Here is an 18,889-nt window from a genome sequence, read left to right as displayed (position 1 = left end):
CAGTTTTGAGATAGTCCTTTTTAAAATTTATTTTCCTACATTAAACTCATTATAGTGAATTTTATCATAAGGTAATGCCTTAGAATCATGAGGACTTTTTTCTTCATCTGGGTATCCTAATGAAATAATATTTAGTACATTATATTTTTCAGGGATATTTAAAACATTTCTTACATAATCTTCTACATTTTCTCCATCTTCAGTTAACCTATTTCTTACTTGAATCCAGCAAGAACCAAGTCCTAAAGATGCTGCGGTTAATTGTATTACAGTAGCCATAATAGAAGCATCTTCTACCCAAGTATCTGTAATATTAGAATCTACTAAAACTGCAATTGCTAATTCTGCATTTGATATAGGGTGAGAGGCCCCACCCCTAGAAGCAGCTAATTTCTCAAGGAGCTCCTTATTATTTACTACAACAAGTTCACAAGGTTTTATATTTTTACCAGAAGGGGAAGTTAATGCTCCTTGTAATATTTTATCAAGTATATCTTTTCCTACTTCTTGATTCTTATATTTTCTTATTGTTCTTCGCTTCATTAATAAATCTAACATAACTGACCTCCTATTTTAATTTTCTCATACATATTATAACATAAAAATAAGAATAGTTTAGGATAAACAGTGTGTGAATCATTTTATAATTATATCTATTGACTAAATTGCTGTTATTATATTTGTCCAAAGGGTAAAAGCTATAATGTGTATATATTAAAATAGTATTAGAGGAGGAAATAGATATGTCTAAAGAAAGTGTACTTGTTAATGAATTTACTAATGGAATACTAGACCCAAATCAAGAAATGTTAGGGCCAATAAAAGATGGCGGATTAATAGTTGCTAATACTGCACCTGGATGTTGGGGACCTATGATAACTCCAGAATTAAGGGGAGGGCATGAAGTAACAAAGCCAGTATATGTTGAAAATGCAGAAATAGGTGATGCTATTGCAATATATATTAAATCTGTTACAGTAACATCTACTGTAGTTTCATCAGGGAATGAATTTACAGTTCCTAAAAATTTTGTAGGGGATCCTTTTGTTGCGGGAAAGTGCCCAAAATGTGGAACTCTACATCCAAAAACTGAATTAGTAGGCATTGGACAAGCATCAGTACATTGTGCAAAATGTGGTGAAGAAATTGCGCCTTTCCAATTTACTCATGGATATACAATAGCATTTAATGAAGAAAAAACAATAGGAGTTACATTAACTAAAGAAGTGGCAGAAGAAGTTGCAGCAGATGCAAAATCATATATGTCAATTCCAGATAATTCTATTCAAAATCCTATAGTTACTTTTGCTCCACATGATATGGTGGGCAGCATTTCAAGATTAAAACCATTTATAGGTCAACTTGGAACAACACCATCTAAAGCTATACCGGATTCTCATAATGCAGGTGATTTTGGATCATTTTTAATAGGGGCTCCACATGAATATGCATTGACAGGGGAAGAATTAGCCACACATAAAACTGATGGACATATGGATATCAATAGAGTAAGAGAAGGTGCAGTAGTAATATGTCCTGTTAAAGTAAAAGGTGGAGGAGTATATGTAGGAGACGTACATGCTATGCAAGGTGATGGTGAGATAGCTGGTCATACTTGTGATGTATCATCAGTGGTCACATTAAAAGTAAAAGTAATTAAGAACTTAAATATAGATGGACCGATTATATTACCAGTAAAAGAAGATTTGCCTTATCTAGCTAAGCCAATTACTCAAGAAGAAATGAAGAAAGCAAAGGTAATGGCAGATAAATGGAGAGTAAAAGAAGTGGAAAGTACTGCTCCAATTAGTTTTGTAGGTACAGGTAAAAACTTAAATGATGCCATTGACAATGGACTTAGTAGAGCTGCAAGTCTTTTGGGAATAACTGTACCAGAAGTTAAGAATAGAACTACAATAACAGGTGGATTAGAAATTGGCAGATATCCGGGAACAGCAACAGTTACTTTTTTAGCCCCAGTGGGATTATTAGAAAAAGTAGGACTATTTGATTTAATTAAGGAGCAATATAACCTTTAGAAAGGTTTTGATTTAAATAATATATTGAAATCTATAGAATAGCAATATCTATAAGTAAACTAATATTCTTTTCTGGTTAAATAAAAAGCTGGAAAAGAGTATTTCCTTATTAATAAATAATGAATCTCAGTTGTCTTAGAGCATAGATTAAGATAAAAAGGAAAATAAATTGTTGAATGATTAATTTTGAAAACTGCTAAATTTTGGATTCGATTTTTAAGAAATATGGTTAATGGCTTAAACTCAATCTTATATTAATTAAAAAGGTTGTTATTCAACAACTTATATTAGGTATAAATTGATGTGGAAATATAAATGTGTTATTATAAAATTAATGTTTAATGGTCCAAGTAGTAAAGAAATATTTGACAGATAAAAAATAAATATAAGGGGAATTAGTATGGAAGCCAAGAGATGTCCTTGGGCAAAAAAAGACTTAGATATAGTGTATCACGATAATGAATGGGGGAAATCAGTCCATGATGATAATCTATTGTTTGAAATGCTTATTTTGGAAGGTATGCAAGCTGGATTGAGCTGGACTACGGTTTTAAATAAGAGAGAAAATATGAGAATAGCCTTTGATGGTTTCAATCCTCAAATAATTGCTGAATACAGTGCAGAGAAAAAGAAGGAGCTATTGCTTAATCCCGGTATTATTCGAAATAAGGCTAAGATAAATGCATTAGTAAGTAATGCACAGGCATTTCTCCGTATTCAAGAAGAATATTGTTCTTTTAATAGTTATATCTGGAAATTTGTTGATAATCATCCAATAGTGAATAAATGGATAGATCCATCTCAAGTTCCTGTAAGTACAGAGATTTCTGAGAGAATAAGCAAAGACTTATATGGTCGGGGATTTAAATTTGTAGGTTCAACTATTTGTTATTCTTTTATGCAGGCAATAGGCATGGTTAATGATCATATGGTGTGGTGCGAACAATATTCAAAATGTTTATAAAGGATATAATATATACAAGGGAAATAAAAGGAGATGATAATATGAACAGTTATAAATGTACAGTATGTGGCTATACCTATAGACCAGAAAGGGGTGACAAGATACATGATATAGATCCTAATACTGCCTTTGAAGATTTGCCTGAGGATTGGAAATGTCCAACATGCAATCAGTCTAAAATGGCTTTTGAAGAAATAAAATAATTTCATAGGACTAAATTAAGAAAGGAGAAAAGATGAAAAAAAGAAATAGAATATTTAATAAGAAAACGATAATTACTTTTATGATTCTATTGGTATTAGGTCTTAGGGGGAATTATAAATCTTTAGCAGCAGGAAATATTAAATTAGTAGTAGACGAAAAAGATATAACTTCTAAATCAATGCCAATAGTGAGAAATGGTAGGACATTAGTCCCTGTGCGTTTTGTTTCAGAGGAATTAGGGGCAACAGTTACTTGGAATAACTATGATAGGATTGTAAAAATTGAAAAAGGAAATAGTACAATATCATTAAAGATTGATAGCCGATTAGTTCAGTATGTTGATAAAGAAGAAAAATATTTTTTATCTGATGTAGCACCTGTAATAATAGATGGACGTACTTACACACCTTTGAGATTAGTAAGTAATGCTTTAGGTATTGGAATTGAATGGGATGGGGAAAATAGTACAGTAAATATCAATTCTAATATTGCATCAGATTTTACTCCATTTTTTCAAGAAAAGATTTTAATTTCTGATAATAATATTAATGGTAAAACAGAGGTACAGCTTAATTTATCTAATGATGTATCAAAAAATGGAACAGAAATAAAATATCTATTATTAGACCCTAAAACAGCTAAGGGAAAAGTTGTAGCTAGAGGAAATGATTTAGGTGGAAAATATACATGGCTGCCAAGTATAAAAAACAATGGAAAGAAAGTTCTTGTGGCTGCCATATATGATAATAAGGGAAATTTCCTTTCAGGTGATGCAGTACCTGTAAATATTAATATAATTCCAAATGTATCTGTAACAGGAATAAGAGAAGGACAAGTAATAGATGATAATTTATCTTTAAGTGCAGATATTAATTTTGTAGCTTCATATGTAAAATATGAAATAGTTAATTTAGATAAAAATAAAACAAATTTAACAACAGAATGGGATCCACAAGGACCATATAATTGGTCACCTATGGTTGATGAAAATGGAAATTACTCTGTAAAGGTAATTGCATATGATGAGAATAACAATGCTTATCCAAGTGAAATTGTTAATATTAAAGTTGAAGTTCCATATGTTTTAGGATTTTCAGGAGTTAAAGAAGGTATGATAATAGATAAACCAGTTAATTTATCTGCTACTAGGAATTTTAATGTTATAGAAACTGAATATATTTTAAGAGACCCAAATACAGGAGCAGAAGAGGTACTTAAAAAACAGGGCTATGGAAGCTATAAATGGTTCCCAAGTCCAGAGTACTCAGGTACAAAAGAACTTCTAGTCAGAGTAAAAGATACCTTTGGAATAGTACACCAAACTAAGGGGATTTCTGTTAAATTATCTGGAAAACCTAATTTATTAATTGAAGGAGTAGGACCTAAACAAGTAATTACAGCAGAAGTAAATCTAAAAGCTTTGAACAATATTGGATTAAATAGCGTTGACTATATTCTAATAAATCCAGCTAAAGGAACAAAAAAGATTTTGGCATCTGGACAAAATCCTTCTGTAGAATATAAATTTACACCAACTAAAGGGGATGTAAATTATAGTCATATTAAAGCAGTAGGTGTATATAATGGCAAGACCATTACAAGTGAAGAGATACCAATTAAGATTTATTTAGGGAAAACCTATGGACCTAAACCAATAGTTGCTAAAGATAAGTTTTTGGGAGTGGCATCTAATCTAGCAAAAGAATCTTGGAAAAATACTGGCATGTCTGCTGCTCTACAAACGGCTCAGGCCATATTAGAAACGGGATGGGGACAGTCTGTACCTGTAGATAAATATACTGGTAAGATTTCCAACAATCTATTTGGAATTAAGGGAAATGGAACAGCAGGTTCAGTTATATCCAATACATGGGAAGAGTATAATGGAACCAAATTTAGAATTGATGCAGACTTTAGAGCATACAATAATATTAATGAAAGTTGGCTAAATCATAAAGATTTACTTCTAAAAGGTGAAAGATATGGTATTTTTAGAGATGTAATGCATGATAGCACCCAAGGAGCTTGGGCATTAAGGAGAGCAGGGTATGCAACAGATTCCCAATACCCAATAAAACTAATGAATATAATTAAACAATATAAATTAGATGAACTTGACAAAATAGGAATATAAATAAAGACAAGCCCAATTAGTAAAGGGCTTGTCTTTATTTATATTAAGGTATCATTATTATTTGACCTGGATATATTCTGTGTGGATTTTTTAAATTATTGAATTCAGCTAATTCTTTCCAAGTATTATCATATTTTCTACCTATTTTCCATAATACATCTCCTGATTCAACTGTATATTTCTTTATTTCAGGAGATGAAATTTTTATCTCTGTTATCTCTGTTATCTCTGTTATCTCTGTTATCTCTGTGACTTCTGGATTTGTATCTACAACTGGCTTAATTGGTTCTACTGGTTGAGTTGCAGGAGCAGTTTCTTCCTTTCTATAGGAGTTTAGCATTTTATAAAACTGTCCTTTGTTTTCCATCTCTTTAAATAAACTAGGATCTACACCTGCTTTATTAGCTAGAGAGTTGATTTCTTCATTAGAAATTGCTTCTTTAATGTTAATTGATGCAATATTTGTATATTTTCCATTAATGTAAATTCAATGTATATTGTATCATATAGATATAAATCATTCGACGAGTTTTACCAAAGTTTTCATTATTGAATTTTCGGATTATTTGATGAAATATTAAAAAGGATGTATAGGTAGAAATCTCTAGAAAAGAAGGAATTTTAAAATATATATCGAATATATTAAATGGGATTAAAAAGGATAGTAGGGGGGAGGAATTTGTTCAACTATAATAATTATGACCATAGTTCTGGACATTGGGAGAGTTCAGGTTTTAAGAAAAGCAACGATGATGTAATGACAGTAGGAGAATGGATAGGGGTATTGATTGTGCTTGCTATTCCTATTCTAAATATACTAATGTATTTTGTGTGGGGGTTTAGTGAGAACACAAATAAAAACTTACAAAACTTTTCTAGGGCAACTTTAATAATAGGGGCAATTTTAATTGGATTTGGAGTGCTATTTGGTGGATGTACAAGTTTTTATAGATAGAAAGGAAGATGAAAAATGAATAAAGTTTTAATAGTTGTTGATATGCAAAATGATTTTATAGACGGAGCATTAGGTACAAAGGAAGCAGTCAGTATTCTTCCAAATGTAATAGAGAAGATAAAGAACTATGATGGACAAATCATATATACAAGAGATACTCATAATAAGGATTATTTATCTATACAAGAAGGAAGATGTTTACCTGTAGAGCATTGTATAGAAAATACAGAAGGATGGGAAGTACATAAAGATATTAAAAAATTAATGAAGGACACTGAAAATAATATTTATAATAAAGATACCTTTGGTTCAAAGGATCTAGTTCAATATCTTATGAATATGGATGGAAAAGAGAAAATAGATGAAATAGAGCTAGTAGGCCTTTGCACTGATATCTGTGTAATCTCCAATGCATTATTAATTAAGGCATTTTTACCAGAGATAAAGATATTGGTAGATGCAAAATGCTGTGCAGGAGTAACACCAGAAAGCCATCTAAATGCTTTAAATGCAATGAAAGTATGCCAAATCTTTATAATTAATATGTAAGTATTCCATTTTCTACCGATATATATTTTATAGGATAGAAAAAGGAGTTGATGATGTGAAAATAATGGGAAATCAATTAAAACTCAATGACTTTATGGGAAATAATAAAAAAGATATAGGCTTTAAACCTTGGAACAGTAAAACTATTATGTCGGGACAGAATATATTTGGATTTAATAATATAAAACAAAAGAAGAATGAGAATGTAGAGGGCGGCGGAAATATTGGCTCTGTGATGAATAAGAAGATTATAGATGATATAGTAGAAGATAGGATTGCAAAAAAGATAGCAAGAGGAGAAAGTCTAACAGGAGAAGAAAGGGATAAACTCACAGAAATTGATCCAGAAAAATTGGAAAAAGCTAAAAGAGCAAATGAAAGAAGAAAAGAGCTTGAAAGTAGATTGAAACGTGCAAAAAATAAAAAAGAGGCCAGGGACATTATATTACAGGCAAAAATGGAAGCAAACATTGTCTTAGATAAAGTTGATGAAAAATATGGTGAATATCTAGTAGAAGCAGTAAATAAGGCTGAAGTGAATTATAAAAATAAGGATATAAAAGATATTAAGGATAATACTAAAGATTTACTTCATGAGGAAAAAGGTAAGTTTTTTGACATTAAAATGTAGGTAAATAAGAAAAAATGGGAATAAGTTAATAGAGAGCTATAGTTCTTAAAATTACAGCTTGCATATAAACAATAGGAGGATTTTATGAAAAACTTATTTATTTGCTATTCCAAATGTAGTACCTGCAAAAAGGCTAAGAAGTGGTTAGATGAAAATAATATAGAATATAATGGACGAGAGATTAAGGAAAATAATCCTACTGAGTCTGAACTTAAAGAATGGATAACAAAAAGTGGATATCCTATTAAGAAATTTTTTAACACAAGTGGAAATCTATATAAAGAATTAGGGTTAAAAGATAAACTGGCAGATATGTCAGATGATGATAAAATCAAACTTTTAGCTACTGATGGGATGCTTGTTAAAAGACCTATTTTCGTAGGTAAAGATATTGTATTAGTTGGTTTTAAGGAAGAAGAATGGAATCATTCTTTGATGCTAGGTCAGTAATATATTTTAAAATCTTATTATATATTAAAAAGGATAGATTATTCCATCCTTTTTAATATGGTCTTAGTAGCTTTCTCAGGGATTCCAATAGTTTCAACTATTATTTCTTCAGTATATTCTTTACCTTTTAACAATCCTTTTTTCATAAGATGAAAGGTAATAGTCTTATTCGCTTTAACAGAGACACTTAAGGCTTCTCCTGTATCACCGTCTAACCCAGAGGGAATATCTACTGAAAGAATATTATTAGAATAATCATTAATCAAAGAAATTACTTCTCTAAATATTCCTTCAACTTTACGAGTAAGACCAATGCCAAATATTGCATCTATGGTTAAATCATTTTTTAATAAAGTTTTTTTCAGGGAGTTTAAATCTATTTCTTCATTTATATAATTAATTTTTAATCCTAGATTTTTAAGGATATCTAAATTAATGTTAAAATCAGTAGTCCCCTTGTCTAGGTTACCAATAATAAATAAATCTACATTTTTTTCTTTTATCACGAGATGACGAGCTATAGCTAAACCATCTCCACCGTTATTTCCAACTCCGCATACTATGGTAAAGCTATTTATATTGTTAGAATCAATATGACTAATTACTTTAAGAGCCGCATTTTCCATTAAAACTATACTGGGAATACCAATTTCTTTTATAGAATAAGAATCCATGTCTTTCATTTCTTGACAGCTAATAGTAAGCATAAAACCTCGCTCCTTTCAAGATTATTATATATCTTAGAAAGTATAAAAACTACCCTAATTTTAGGGTAGTTTTAAGTCGATATTATTATTCAAAATCCTTAGCAAATTCTTCTAATGAACTTTCCAGTAAAGTTACTGTGTAAGCCATAGATGGACCACCACCAAATGCAATTGCAACCATTGCAGCTTCCATTATTTCTTCCTTAGTCAAACCTGCTTTTAGAGCATTATAGGCATGTCCGACTATACAATATTCGCATCTGCTATATACAGAAATTCCAATAGCGACTAGTTCTTTTTTCTTTACATCAATAGCCCCATCTTTAAATGTAGTTTCTACAAATTTTCCAAAGGCAGATAAATGTTCTGAATTTGTTTTTGAAACCTTTCCCATACCATTATTGAAATCAGCTAAATATTCTCTAGGACTTTTCATTATAAATTCCCCCTATTAAAATTTATGAATATAATTAAAGCTTACAATCCATAGTGTATATTATACCAGGGTTGGGTATATTTTGACTAATAGAAAAAATTGATAGATTGATTTATGGTATAGAGTAAGTTTATAAAAATATCCTAATAAGTTTGCAAACTTATTAGGATATTTTTATTTTCCCCTCATATGGTTTCATTATAGATTTTATAATATCTAAATCTCTAAGATTTGCATCTAGCCAGTATTTTTCCATTTCTCTAGGTAAAATAACAGGCATTCTATGATGGATTTCTTTCATATCTTCATTAGCATCTGTTGTAATTATGGTAAAGGATTCATATTCTTTACCATCTGTATCTCTAAAAATATTATATAATCCTACTAAGGAAAAGATATTTTCATCTTTCACAGATATTTTTCTCTTTATTTTCTTTCCGTCTATATTCTGCCATTCAAAAAAACTGGTTACAGGAACTAAACATCTTCTATTGTAAAAGGAATTTCTAAATAATGGTTTAATATCTACTGTCTCAGCCCTTGCATTTATTATGGGTTTCTTAGCAAATGCAGGCATAAATCCCCATTTCATTACCTTCAGTTCATTACTCTTATTATTTATTACAATAGGAACCATATTTGTAGGAAATACTTCCTCCAGAGGATTAAATTTTCCTACAGTCTTTATAACTTCATATCTTTCTATTAACATATCTATACTTGTATCTAGAGAAAATCTACCGCACATAATATCACCTAATTAAATATTTTATAGTATTATTATACCCAGAAATATAATGAAAGAACAGAGTAAAAATAGGATTTAAATATTATATAGAAAAATAAATATTTTGTGTTATACTATTGTAGAAATATAAACTAAAGAGAATTCAAGAAAAATACTTTTATAAGATTAATTAGGAGGAGTAGTATGGCAGAAATAAAATATGAAATAAAAGAAAACTTAGGTGTACTATCAGAATCAGCTAAAGGTTGGACTAAGGAAATCAATTTAGTGTCATGGAATAATTATCCAGCTAAGTATGATATAAGAGAGTGGGATCCAGAACATACTAAAATGGGAAAAGGAGTTACATTAAATACTGAGGAGTTAAAAAAGCTTAAAAGTATATTAAATGAATTAGAATTATAGTCATAAAAAAGGATGGATTAGACCATCCTTTCATTATATTCTGTCTTTAATATTCCCATAAATAAAGTATCTGTATATTTTCCATCAACAAAGAAATTTTCTCTTATTCTGCCTTCTTCTTTAAATCCACATTTCTCATAGCAGTGAATAGCTCTTTCATTATATGCCCTTACTTCTAAATCTAATTTATGAAGATTTAATTTATTAAAAGCAAATTCTTGAATGAGTTTAATTGCATCACTTCCATAGCCTTTACTTAAATTATTCTTAGTACCTATTACAATGCCTAATGTCCCAATTCTATTAACCAAATCTATCCTTATTAAATCAATTTGGCCAATGTATTCTTCAGTGTCCTTATGAGCTATAACAAAACCTCTAAAGTTAGAATTACCTTGTAAAATATTATTTAAGAAATTTTCGGTTTCATTTAAAGTATGGGGATATAAAAATATATTGCTTAAATATTGGGTAATTTCAATATCATTTACCCATTTTCTCATATAAGGTAAATCTTCTTTTCTATACTCTCTTAATACTATTCTATCGCCAATTAATCTAGCCAATAATATCACCCCTTAAGTTTTTTATAGTACATTATATCACGGAGAATATAATAACAATACAAATTTTTGATATGAAGCTATTAATTATTATATGAATATATAATAAGGAAGATATAGAATTATCATAATCATAAAGATGTTGAAATAGATAAAAGATCAATACTTAAAAATAAAGAGGCAAATTTAGGGAAAATCTAGGCAGATAAATTTATAGCAATAAATAGTAGGACATAATTCTCAGTATTTATTAAATGTGATATAATTTATGAGAAATTTGTAGTTTTTTAGGACATATGTCCTTCATTAGAGTATCAATTTTATTATATACTTTAAGGAGTGGGAGTTTTGCGTATAATTGAAATTATTGAGTCCAACAAAGCAATAAAAAGGATATTAAGGGATTGTCCCTATGATATCTTGAAAAAATGGGAATTCAAAGAATATTTTAAAGGACAAACGATTTGTCATCAAGACATGAAATATGAATACTTTTCCATCATAGTCAAAGGATATGCAAATATATTTTTGACAGCAGAAAATGGGAAAAAGTATTCTCAAGCCATATATAAAAATGGTGATTATTTTGGAGAGCTAGAAATATTTGATAACAAACCATATATTTGTTCTATTGAGGCTTTAACAGATACCCAAGTAATCCGTATAGGAAGGGAAAATTTCTTTAAATGGATTGATAAGGACAGGTGTTTTTCTTTACATATAACAAAAACATTATGTGATAGTTTTTATAAACTGTCAAAATTAGCAGGTGAGAACACCTTGTATTCTTTAAAATACAGAATATGTAACTATCTTTTATATAGATTAGATTCAGGAGTTAAATCAAGTATTGGCATAGAAATAGAAATAAATAAGGAGCAGTTAAGTGAGCAGTTTGCAGTTACATCTAGAAGCATAAACAGAGTACTTCAGCAGTTAAAGGAAAAGGATATCATAGAGGTATCCAATAATTCGATTAATATTATTGATATGGAAGGACTTAGGAAGGAAGAAATCTTAAGTCGAAAAGAATAATTATGTCAATAAAATCGAGAGAAATCGATTTTATGTAATAAATAATAGGGGGGAGTTTCCTTTGAAAAAGAAACTTATAATTTTACTATCACTAATGTTAATGGTGTCAGCATCATTACTTGGATGCAAGAAAACTGATGCACCATCTTCAAGTGATGTGCCAGCTACTAATGATTCATCAGATAGTAGTGAAGCAACAAAGGTAGGGTTAGTATTAGCAGGTGGACTAGGTGACCGTTCATTCTACGATTCATCTTTTGAAGGTGTAGAACAAGCTAAAAATGATTTAGGCATTGAATACAAAGTGTATGAATGTAGAAATGATTCATCTTTATTTAACGACCAGTTAGTACAAGCTTCTCAATACGGTTCAATAGTAGCTGTTGTTGGAGTTGAGTTTTATGATGTTGTACAAGAGATAGCAAAGGAATTTCCGGAAGTTTCATATATCTATGTAGATAATGAAATTGGAGGAATTAACAATCTAATTACTATATCTTATGCAGAAAATGAAGGAGCATTTTTAGCAGGTGCTTTAGCTGCTATGCTTACAACTGAAACATCTATAGAAGGCATAGATGATGGTAAATTCATAGGTATGGTTGGAGGAAGGGATATTCCTGTAATCAGAAACTTCCAAGTCGGATATGAGGCAGGAGCAAAATATATTGATCCTGAAATCACAGTGGAAACTGTATTTGCTGAAGACTTTGAAGACCCAGCAAAAGGTAAAGAATACGCAACAATTCTTTATGGAAAAGGAGCAGATATTGTATTCCAAGCAGCAGGAAAAACAGGAGAAGGTGTATTTGAAGCTGCTGAAGAAATGGGTAAGTATGCCATAGGTGTAGATACTGACCAACGCCATATAAACCCTGATGTTATAATGGCTTCCATGATTAAGAAAGTAGGGAAATCCATTTATGAGACTATAGAAAACATACAAAATGGTAATGTTAAAAAAGGTATGGTAGTTTATTATGGTTTACCTGAAGATGGTGTAGGAATCGGATATGGTACAGATGATATGCCTCAATTTGTAACAGATGAAATGAAGGCAAAACTTGAAGATATTAAAGCAAAAATCATCAGTGGAGAAATAGAAGTACCTGTTAAGAAATTAAATTATGAAACTAACAATTAAGGACAAATAGGTAAGTAATATTCAATGGAGGAGTAGTTATCTACTTCTCCATTTTACAATAAAATATAGGATAAAGAGGTGAGAATTTAAGTGGATGAGAAACTTTTAGAATTGAAAAATGTATCGAAGCGATTTCCTGGAGTATTAGCTAATGATAATATAAACCTCGATATAAGAAAAGGAGAAATTCACGCAATTATTGGAGAAAATGGTGCCGGAAAGTCTACATTAATGAACATATTATATGGACTTCACCAGCCTACTACAGGAGAAATTTATTTCAAGGGTAAATCTGTAAAATTGACGAGTCCCTTAGATGCAATAGAGTTAGGAATTGGGATGGTGCATCAGCATTTTATGTTATTACCATCTTTCACTGTGGCAGAAAATATAGTATTAGGTACGGAACCTAGGAAAAAAAGAATATTTGTAAATAGGAAAAAAGCCATTGAAGTTACAAGAGAATTATCAAATACTTATGGATTAATGGTAAATCCAATGTTGAGGGTAGAGGCGTTATCTGTAGGAATTCAGCAGAGAGTCGAGATATTGAAGGCACTTTATAAAGGCGCAGATATATTAATACTAGATGAACCGACAGCAGTTTTAACACCTCAGGAAACAGATGAGCTATTTAAGGTTATAAGAAAACTAGTAGATGAATTAGGCAAGACAATAATAATCATCACTCATAAACTTCAAGAGGTTTTATCAATATCAGATAGGGTAAGTGTCATGCGTCAAGGAAAGATGATAGGAACTTTAGATACTAAGGATGCAAATGAGCATATATTAGCAGAGATGATGGTAGGCAGGGAAGTTTTATTCGATAAATTAAATAGGAAAAATACTGAAAAGAAAGAAGTATTAGTAGTAAAAAATTTAAGTGCCCAAAATAATAGAGGACTTTTAGCTATAAAGAATATTAGCTTTAGTTTGAAATCTGGTGAAATTCTTGGTATAGCTGGAATAGAAGGAAATGGGCAATCTGAATTAGTTGAAGTATTAACTGGACTTAGGGAGAAAGAGAATGGAGAATTTTATATAAATGAAGTTGAATCCTCTAATAAATCTCCAAGGGATATTAGAAAATTAGGGATTGCACATGTGCCTGAAGATAGATTAGCAATGGGATTATCCAAAGATGCCACTATTTCCGAAAATATTCTTATGGGTTCTCAGCATAAAAAGCCTTATGCAGCTAAAGGAATACAATTAAATAAATCTAAGATTAAAGAAAATAGTAAAGAACTTATAAATAGGTTTGATATAAGAACACCTTCAGAGGAAGTTCTTGCGGGAAATCTATCTGGGGGAAATATGCAGAAAATGATTATTGCTAGGGAATTTACTTTTAATACTCCTATATTAATTATATCTCAGCCTACTAGAGGAGTAGATATAGGGGCAATTGAATTTATTCACAATCAAATAATTGAAAAGAGAAATGAAGGTTGTGCTATTCTATTGATTTCCGCAGAGCTAGATGAAATATTTAGATTATCAGATAGGATAATGACTATTTACGAAGGCAGTATTACTGGTGAATTTAATGAAGGAGATATATCAAAACAAGAAATAGGACTTTATATGACTGGAAAAAATATGAGTAGCTCGGGAGAAGGTGTATAAGATGAAAAAAATATTTGGAAAAAGAAATTTAGAATATCTAACTTCACTTTTTATATCTATATTTGCTTCATTATTAATAGGTGCTTTGATTATGATGGCAAATGGGAGAAGTCCTTTAGTAGGATATGGTGCATTAATAAAGGGAGGATTTGGCTCCAAATATAATGTAGCTACAACTCTTGCCAAAACGGTTCCATTAGTATTAACAGGATTAGCAACTGCCATATCCTTTAGGTCAGGAATATCAAATATTGGTGGTGAGGGGCAGCTTTATTTAGGTGCTTTTGCAGCAGCTTATGTTGGTATAACCTTTACTAGTCTTCCGGGTTTTATTGGTATAATCTTGGCAATCATTGCAGGAGCCATTGCAGGAGGAATTTATGCTTTTTTTCCTGCCTTACTTAAAGTGAAGTATAATGTAGACGAAGTTATAACTACAATAATGCTAAATACAGTAGCTACATTATTTACCGGATATTTGGTTAACTATCCTTTTGCTGCAGCTCAGGGAAAGATGGGAGGAACAGAAATTATAGCAGAACAATTTCAATTTTCCCGATTAGTAAGATTATCTACATTAAATACAAGTATATTTTATATGGGGATTATTGCCATATTTATATATTATTTAATGGAGAAAACATCATTTGGATATGATTGTAAGATGGTTGGACAAAATCCTTTATTCGGAAGATATGGAGGAATAAAAGATAAAAAGCAAATGGTAATAGCCATGGTAATATCTGGAGCATTATGTGGTATTGCAGGAGTATTTGAAGTTATAGGAGTTCATTATAGATTTTTACAACATTTATCTCCAGGCTATGCATTTGATGGTATGCTAATAGCCTTAATAGTAAGAAACAATCCTATAGGAGTATTATTTATGTCAATATTCTTTGGGGCTTTAAAAACAGGTTCTATTTCTATGGAAAATGCTACTGGCATACCATCAGAGTTAGTATCAGTTATTCAGTCAATAATAATTTTATTTATTGCTGGAGGACCAGGATTTAAAAATATTTATAAGAATTGGAGATTAAAAAAAGTTGCTCAAGGAAGAGTAGGTGAGAAAAATGTTTAGTGAAATTTTTAATTTAGCATTGATACAACATACTATAAGAACTGCTACACCTCTTATATTGGCTGCATTGGGTGGATTACTTACTCAACAGGCAGGAATACTCAATATAGGCATGGAAGGAATGATCCTTTTAGGGGCATTCTTTGGAGTAGTAGGGAGTTATTTCTTTGGAAGTTCACTTGCGGGCGTGATTTTTGCAGTTTTTATTGGGTTATTAGTAGGTTTATTATTTGCTCTATTTGTTATAGATTTAAAATCAGATGAATTCGTAATAGGTATAGCTATAAACATTTTTGCAGGAGGAGTAACAGTATTTTTGCTTAGAAGTATATTTGGAGTTAAAGGAGCCTTTTCTTCACCAGATATAATACCTTTACCAAGACTTAGTTTTCCAATATTAGATAAGATTCCTTTTTTAAATACTATATTTAATAATCATACAATATTTATTTATATTAGTTGGATTTTAGTAATATTGATATATATATATTTATATAAAACGCCACAGGGAATTTGGCTTCGCGCTTCTGGTGAGTATCCAGATGCTTTAGAAACAGCAGGAGTTAGTCCAAGAAAAATGAAATATATTAGCTCAATGGCTTGTGGAATATTATGTGGATTGGCTGGAGTCCATCTCTCCTTAGGATATTTAACTTTATTTACGGAAAATATGAGTGCCAATAGAGGATTTATTGCCTTAGCAGCAATAATATTTGGTAAGGCTAATCCTATAGGTACTTTTGTTGCAGCTTTATTATTTGGATTCTTTGATGCCTTAGGCGGTAGATTACAAGTTGTGGGAATTCCTTCTCAATTTACTCAAATGATTCCCTATTTAGCAACTATATTTGCATTAATTATTGTAACTAAAAGACAGATGTCTAAGAAGAATAAAGGTAGTGCAAACAATGTTGAGGGTTAAAAAATATGATGTAGTAGTCATAGGTGGAGGAGTAGGAGGATATTACAGTGCTAGGGCTTTAAAAAGAGGAGGAAAGTCTGTAGCCTTAATAGAGAAGGATAAATTAGGAGGTACTGCATTAAGATGGGGTGCATTGCCAGTAAAGAAGATTTTAGATTCATTTAAAGGTATAAAGAAAGATAATTATACTCAGATAAAGGAAATTAGAAAAAATCTAGTAACAAAATGGAATGACGATTTAAAAAAATTAGAAAAGAAAATGAATGATAATTTACTAAAGGATAATATAGATATATATTGGGCAAATGGTGAGTTTATAGATTCTAAGAGATTTAAATTAACGGATAAGATAATAGAAGCTGAGTATTTTATTATTGCAACAGGGACTAGACCAGCTAGTATAAAGGATATTCCAATTGACGGAGTAAATATAATTACTCATAGGGAAGCTATAGATTTAAGTAATATGCCTAAAAGTATAGTAATTTTAGGTGGAAATGTAGAAGGTGTAGAATTTGCAGCTTTATATGCGGAAATGGGTATAGAAGTTACTCTTATAGAGAAAGAAAACAATATTTTAATTGGAAATGATGAAGATTTAGTCCTTCCTATAGAGGAGTATCTCAAAAGAAAAGGCGTAAAGATAATAAAAGGTGTAGGGGCTAAAAGTGCGGAAATAGATAATTATGGTGTTAAAATACTACTTGATGATGAAGGATTTGTTTCAGGTGAAAAGGCTTTAGTTACCTTAATGAGAGTTCCAAATTTTCCAAAGGGAATTGAAAACACTAAAATTAAAATAAGTAAAGACAGAATTATAGTTAATGAAAACTTATTAACTGATGAAGAAAATGTTTTTGCCATAGGAGATATTAATGGGATTTTAGGTATGGCTCATGTGGCTATTCAGCAGGGGGTACAGGTGGCAGATTATATATTAAAAGATATACCAATAGATATATCATATGAAATCCTACCTAGAGCAGTATTTACATTACCAGAAATGGCTGGAGTAGGTAATCAGGAATGGGAACTAAGGAGAGATAATATTCCATATAAATTAGGAATCTCTATGTTTAAAGATAGCTGGAGAGGATGGGCAAAGAACATAGAAGAAGGTTTTGTAAAGGTCATAATAGGTGAAGACAATAAGATTTTAGGCATATGGATGATAGGGGAAAATGTATCTGAGCATATTGGACTAATGGGATATTTAATAAAGGAAGGGAAAACAGTAGATGAAATACTGTCTAACTTAGTCATTCATCCTACATTAACAGAAACAATATTAGAAGCTTTATTGCAATCAAAATATAAGAAGGTGATACAATGAGACAACCTCATATATTATGTGAAGAAAAAGATATATCAGAATATGTAATACTTCCTGGAGATCCAGCAAGGGTATTGAGAGTAGGAGAATTTTTAGATTCCTATGAGGAAATAGCATATAATAGAGAATTTAGAACTATAAAAGGATATTATAAAGGTGTACCTATAACAGTTACTTCTACTGGAATAGGAGGAGCATCTGCTGCAATTGCCATAGAGGAATTAATATCTTGTGGAGCAAAATATCTCATTAGAATTGGTTCAGCGGGAGCAGTTCAACCTAATATTAGATTAGGAGATTTGGTTATCTGCTCAGCAGCTGTAAGGGAGGATGGAACTACTAATATGTATGTTTCATCAAATTATCCTGCAGTATCAGATATTAGATTTACAAATTTAATTATGGATACATGTGAGGAATTGAAGTATAGATATCATTGTGGTGTAATTAGATCCCATGATTCATTCTATATTGATGAAGAAGATGAAATAATGGAAAAATGGAATAAAAAAAATATACTTGCATCAGACATGGAAACAGCATCCTTATTTGTAGTGGGGCAAATTAGAAAAGTAAAAACTGCCAGTATATTAAATAATGTTGTGGAGTATAAATCGGATACAAAAAAAGGCATAGTAGATTATGCTATGGAAAGTGTAGGCACAGTAGAAGGAGAAAGAAGGGAAATTATTTTAGCATTAGAATCCTTAAGAAAGATTTATGAACAAAGATAAATGAAATTTTAATAAAAGAAATATCTAGTAATGAGATGTTTCTTTTATTTTATTATATAGGCAATTTTAACAATATTAATTATCCATCTGCTTTCTTTAAGAAGATGAAAAGATAATAGATTTTGTTAATTAAGTTTATTATATCTTGATTAATCAATTTGGTTTAGTATATAATTGAAACAATGGAAAGAAGAAAGTAAAAGTAGAATGACAATGTCAG

The 18,889-nt window shown here is 30.5% G+C and carries 22 protein-coding genes; 16 read left to right on the top strand and 6 right to left on the bottom strand.

Going from position 1 to position 18,889, the window contains the following annotated elements; all coding sequences use genetic code 11:
- Positions 1–27: 27 nt before the first annotated feature.
- A complete protein-coding gene (locus tag ABWP20_RS05425) occupies positions 28–558 on the bottom strand; it encodes a nitroreductase family protein (RefSeq protein WP_353094502.1) in 531 nt (176 codons plus the stop codon).
- A 185-nt stretch (positions 559–743) separates the two neighbouring features.
- On the opposite strand from ABWP20_RS05425, the gene ABWP20_RS05420 reads away from it, so the two are divergent.
- The 4 genes from ABWP20_RS05420 (at position 744) to ABWP20_RS05405 (ending at position 5,341) form a co-directional block, all read left to right on the top strand.
- Positions 744–2,039 (top strand): acetamidase/formamidase family protein, encoded by a 1,296-nt coding sequence (locus ABWP20_RS05420; RefSeq protein ID WP_353094500.1) that lies wholly within the window; start codon positions 744–746, stop codon positions 2,037–2,039.
- Between the two features lie 400 nt (positions 2,040–2,439).
- Positions 2,440–3,003, top strand: coding sequence for a DNA-3-methyladenine glycosylase I (locus ABWP20_RS05415; protein WP_353094498.1), 564 nt, complete (start codon positions 2,440–2,442; stop codon positions 3,001–3,003).
- 41 nt (positions 3,004–3,044) lie between these two features.
- Entirely contained in the window at positions 3,045–3,206 is a 162-nt protein-coding gene (locus ABWP20_RS05410; protein WP_353094496.1) for a rubredoxin, read from the top strand.
- 32 nt (positions 3,207–3,238) lie between these two features.
- Positions 3,239–5,341 carry a stalk domain-containing protein gene (locus ABWP20_RS05405; protein WP_353094494.1) on the top strand — a complete coding sequence of 701 codons (2,103 nt, stop codon included), beginning with the start codon at positions 3,239–3,241 and terminating at the stop codon, positions 5,339–5,341.
- 43 nt (positions 5,342–5,384) lie between these two features.
- Here the strand turns inward: ABWP20_RS05405 and ABWP20_RS05400 are convergent, their stop codons facing one another.
- Entirely contained in the window at positions 5,385–5,681 is a 297-nt protein-coding gene (locus ABWP20_RS05400; RefSeq protein WP_353094492.1) for a LysM peptidoglycan-binding domain-containing protein, read from the bottom strand.
- 339 nt (positions 5,682–6,020) lie between these two features.
- Between ABWP20_RS05400 and ABWP20_RS05395 the strand changes: the two genes are divergently transcribed.
- The 4 genes from ABWP20_RS05395 (at position 6,021) to ABWP20_RS05380 (ending at position 7,926) form a co-directional block, all read left to right on the top strand.
- Positions 6,021–6,296 (top strand): hypothetical protein, encoded by a 276-nt coding sequence (locus ABWP20_RS05395; RefSeq protein ID WP_353094489.1) that lies wholly within the window; start codon positions 6,021–6,023, stop codon positions 6,294–6,296.
- Between the two features lie 15 nt (positions 6,297–6,311).
- Complete coding sequence (locus ABWP20_RS05390; protein ID WP_353094487.1) at positions 6,312–6,845, top strand: cysteine hydrolase family protein; 534 nt, start codon at positions 6,312–6,314, stop codon at positions 6,843–6,845.
- A gap of 55 nt (positions 6,846–6,900) precedes the next feature.
- Positions 6,901–7,476, top strand: coding sequence for a hypothetical protein (locus ABWP20_RS05385; RefSeq protein ID WP_353094485.1), 576 nt, complete (start codon positions 6,901–6,903; stop codon positions 7,474–7,476).
- Positions 7,477–7,560: 84 nt separating this feature from the next.
- Complete coding sequence (locus ABWP20_RS05380; RefSeq protein ID WP_353094483.1) at positions 7,561–7,926, top strand: arsenate reductase family protein; 366 nt, start codon at positions 7,561–7,563, stop codon at positions 7,924–7,926.
- Positions 7,927–7,964: 38 nt separating this feature from the next.
- Here ABWP20_RS05380 and ABWP20_RS05375 read toward each other — a convergent pair whose 3' ends face one another.
- From ABWP20_RS05375 to ABWP20_RS05365, 3 genes are all read right to left on the bottom strand, one after another.
- Complete coding sequence (locus ABWP20_RS05375; RefSeq protein WP_353094481.1) at positions 7,965–8,633, bottom strand: NAD(P)H-hydrate epimerase; 669 nt, start codon at positions 8,631–8,633, stop codon at positions 7,965–7,967.
- Between the two features lie 85 nt (positions 8,634–8,718).
- Positions 8,719–9,069, bottom strand: a complete 351-nt coding sequence (locus ABWP20_RS05370; RefSeq protein WP_353094479.1) for a carboxymuconolactone decarboxylase family protein — start codon at positions 9,067–9,069, stop codon at positions 8,719–8,721.
- Positions 9,070–9,232: 163 nt separating this feature from the next.
- Entirely contained in the window at positions 9,233–9,817 is a 585-nt protein-coding gene (locus ABWP20_RS05365) for an SOS response-associated peptidase (protein WP_353094477.1), read from the bottom strand.
- A gap of 183 nt (positions 9,818–10,000) precedes the next feature.
- Here ABWP20_RS05365 and ABWP20_RS05360 point away from each other — a divergent pair, with 183 nt between their 5' ends.
- Positions 10,001–10,222, top strand: a complete 222-nt coding sequence (locus tag ABWP20_RS05360) for a YdbC family protein (protein ID WP_353094475.1) — start codon at positions 10,001–10,003, stop codon at positions 10,220–10,222.
- A gap of 17 nt (positions 10,223–10,239) precedes the next feature.
- Here the strand turns inward: ABWP20_RS05360 and ABWP20_RS05355 are convergent, their stop codons facing one another.
- Positions 10,240–10,788, bottom strand: coding sequence for a GNAT family N-acetyltransferase (locus tag ABWP20_RS05355; RefSeq protein ID WP_353094473.1), 549 nt, complete (start codon positions 10,786–10,788; stop codon positions 10,240–10,242).
- A gap of 345 nt (positions 10,789–11,133) precedes the next feature.
- On the opposite strand from ABWP20_RS05355, the gene ABWP20_RS05350 reads away from it, so the two are divergent.
- The 7 genes from ABWP20_RS05350 to ABWP20_RS05320 all read left to right on the top strand — a co-directional run bounded on the left by ABWP20_RS05350 (position 11,134) and on the right by ABWP20_RS05320 (position 18,669).
- Positions 11,134–11,820 (top strand): Crp/Fnr family transcriptional regulator, encoded by a 687-nt coding sequence (locus ABWP20_RS05350; protein ID WP_353094471.1) that lies wholly within the window; start codon positions 11,134–11,136, stop codon positions 11,818–11,820.
- 61 nt (positions 11,821–11,881) lie between these two features.
- Entirely contained in the window at positions 11,882–12,964 is a 1,083-nt protein-coding gene (locus ABWP20_RS05345) for a BMP family lipoprotein (RefSeq protein ID WP_353094469.1), read from the top strand.
- 90 nt (positions 12,965–13,054) lie between these two features.
- Complete coding sequence (locus tag ABWP20_RS05340) at positions 13,055–14,596, top strand: ABC transporter ATP-binding protein (protein ID WP_353094467.1); 1,542 nt, start codon at positions 13,055–13,057, stop codon at positions 14,594–14,596.
- A gap of 1 nt (position 14,597) precedes the next feature.
- Positions 14,598–15,680, top strand: coding sequence for an ABC transporter permease (locus ABWP20_RS05335; protein WP_353094465.1), 1,083 nt, complete (start codon positions 14,598–14,600; stop codon positions 15,678–15,680).
- Complete coding sequence (locus ABWP20_RS05330; protein WP_353094463.1) at positions 15,673–16,602, top strand: ABC transporter permease; 930 nt, start codon at positions 15,673–15,675, stop codon at positions 16,600–16,602. Before ABWP20_RS05335 ends, ABWP20_RS05330 begins: the two co-directional genes overlap by 8 nt.
- On the top strand, positions 16,589–17,935 hold the full coding sequence (locus ABWP20_RS05325) for a dihydrolipoyl dehydrogenase family protein (protein ID WP_353094462.1): 1,347 nt from the start codon (positions 16,589–16,591) through the stop codon (positions 17,933–17,935). Before ABWP20_RS05330 ends, ABWP20_RS05325 begins: the two co-directional genes overlap by 14 nt.
- Entirely contained in the window at positions 17,932–18,669 is a 738-nt protein-coding gene (locus ABWP20_RS05320) for a nucleoside phosphorylase (protein WP_353094461.1), read from the top strand. The genes ABWP20_RS05325 and ABWP20_RS05320 overlap by 4 nt, the downstream gene beginning before the upstream one ends.
- Positions 18,670–18,889: the final 220 nt, after the last annotated feature.

This window comes from Tissierella praeacuta, from assembly GCF_040396155.1.
GTDB lineage: Bacteria > Bacillota > Clostridia > Tissierellales > Tissierellaceae > Tissierella > Tissierella praeacuta_A.
This window is presented reverse-complemented; position numbering and strand designations above follow the sequence as displayed.

What these genes read in the sequence shown, in the direction of transcription:
- ABWP20_RS05425 (WP_353094502.1), bottom strand. Translation starts at nt 558, where the DNA reads ATGTTAGATTTATTAATGAAGCGAAGAACAATAAGAAAATATAAGAAT.
- ABWP20_RS05420 (WP_353094500.1), top strand. Translation starts at nt 744, where the DNA reads ATGTCTAAAGAAAGTGTACTTGTTAATGAATTTACTAATGGAATACTA.
- ABWP20_RS05415 (WP_353094498.1), top strand. Translation starts at nt 2,440, where the DNA reads ATGGAAGCCAAGAGATGTCCTTGGGCAAAAAAAGACTTAGATATAGTG.
- ABWP20_RS05410 (WP_353094496.1), top strand. Translation starts at nt 3,045, where the DNA reads ATGAACAGTTATAAATGTACAGTATGTGGCTATACCTATAGACCAGAA.
- ABWP20_RS05405 (WP_353094494.1), top strand. Translation starts at nt 3,239, where the DNA reads ATGAAAAAAAGAAATAGAATATTTAATAAGAAAACGATAATTACTTTT.
- ABWP20_RS05400 (WP_353094492.1), bottom strand. Translation starts at nt 5,681, where the DNA reads ATGCTAAACTCCTATAGAAAGGAAGAAACTGCTCCTGCAACTCAACCA.
- ABWP20_RS05390 (WP_353094487.1), top strand. Translation starts at nt 6,312, where the DNA reads ATGAATAAAGTTTTAATAGTTGTTGATATGCAAAATGATTTTATAGAC.
- ABWP20_RS05380 (WP_353094483.1), top strand. Translation starts at nt 7,561, where the DNA reads ATGAAAAACTTATTTATTTGCTATTCCAAATGTAGTACCTGCAAAAAG.
- ABWP20_RS05375 (WP_353094481.1), bottom strand. Translation starts at nt 8,633, where the DNA reads ATGCTTACTATTAGCTGTCAAGAAATGAAAGACATGGATTCTTATTCT.
- ABWP20_RS05370 (WP_353094479.1), bottom strand. Translation starts at nt 9,069, where the DNA reads ATGAAAAGTCCTAGAGAATATTTAGCTGATTTCAATAATGGTATGGGA.
- ABWP20_RS05365 (WP_353094477.1), bottom strand. Translation starts at nt 9,817, where the DNA reads ATGTGCGGTAGATTTTCTCTAGATACAAGTATAGATATGTTAATAGAA.
- ABWP20_RS05360 (WP_353094475.1), top strand. Translation starts at nt 10,001, where the DNA reads ATGGCAGAAATAAAATATGAAATAAAAGAAAACTTAGGTGTACTATCA.
- ABWP20_RS05335 (WP_353094465.1), top strand. Translation starts at nt 14,598, where the DNA reads ATGAAAAAAATATTTGGAAAAAGAAATTTAGAATATCTAACTTCACTT.
- ABWP20_RS05330 (WP_353094463.1), top strand. Translation starts at nt 15,673, where the DNA reads ATGTTTAGTGAAATTTTTAATTTAGCATTGATACAACATACTATAAGA.
- ABWP20_RS05325 (WP_353094462.1), top strand. Translation starts at nt 16,589, where the DNA reads ATGTTGAGGGTTAAAAAATATGATGTAGTAGTCATAGGTGGAGGAGTA.
- ABWP20_RS05320 (WP_353094461.1), top strand. Translation starts at nt 17,932, where the DNA reads ATGAGACAACCTCATATATTATGTGAAGAAAAAGATATATCAGAATAT.